The 758-nt window shown below is 35.9% G+C and carries 2 protein-coding genes; both read left to right on the top strand.

Features of this window, described 5'->3' with window-relative positions:
* The first annotated feature begins 6 nt into the window (after positions 1-6).
* On the top strand, positions 7-399 hold the full coding sequence (locus AC1DJR_RS32215; RefSeq protein WP_477004494.1) for a NucA/NucB deoxyribonuclease domain-containing protein: 393 nt from the start codon (positions 7-9) through the stop codon (positions 397-399).
* A 98-nt stretch (positions 400-497) separates the two neighbouring features.
* On the top strand, positions 498-665 hold the full coding sequence (locus AC1DJR_RS32210) for a CopG family transcriptional regulator (protein ID WP_149191483.1): 168 nt from the start codon (positions 498-500) through the stop codon (positions 663-665).
* Positions 666-758: the final 93 nt, after the last annotated feature.

Raw genomic sequence — 758 nt, 5'->3', positions numbered from 1 at the left:
GCTAGTATGCTATTTACTGGATGTTCAATGATTAATGATAAAACAAGTGTAAAGCAAGCAAATGGATCTGAAAAAGTGGCGCAAGTTATAGAATTTCCTTCTTCTAAATATCCAGAAACGGGCGCTCATATTAAAGCAGCGATTGAAAAAGGGAAAACTGATATTTGTACTATAGACCGAAAAGGGGCCGCGGATAGAAGGAAACAATCTCTAGCGGGCATACCAACAAAAAAGGGATATGATCGTGATGAATATCCAATGGCTATGTGCAAAGAAGGCGGAACGGGTGCGGATATTAAGTATATTAAACCCGCTGATAATAGAGGTGCTGGATCATTTATAGGTAATAAGGTAGATAAATTGCCAGATGGAACACAAGTTAAAATTGTAGTTAAATAAAAAGTCAAAAAATTTCAAAAAACATCTTGATTAAAGTAACTTAATTCATTATAATAAAAGTAACCTAAATCAAAACATACAACCAGGAAGGGGAACAAATGAAAAAGCATGGAGGGAAAAGGGAGGGTGCTGGTCGTCCTACACTCGGTATAACGAGAAAGGTTTCAGTTACACTTTCCGAAGAACATTGGCAACGCATAAAAGATAGTGAAAAGACATATTCAGAATTCTTTAGAAAACTAACCCTAGAGAAATTTGAAAAGTAAAATTGCAAAAGAAAAAGCCCTGTCAATGTCGGTAAACGTGGTCAGGACTCTTTCTATAACTTGTGATAATTTAGAAAGGATGGTTTGTGGTGT

The sequence above is a fragment of the Bacillus sp. 05T31 genome (assembly GCF_056396725.1).
The sequence above is the reverse complement of the archived record's forward strand: the minus strand, read 5'-3'. Positions and strand labels throughout refer to the sequence as shown.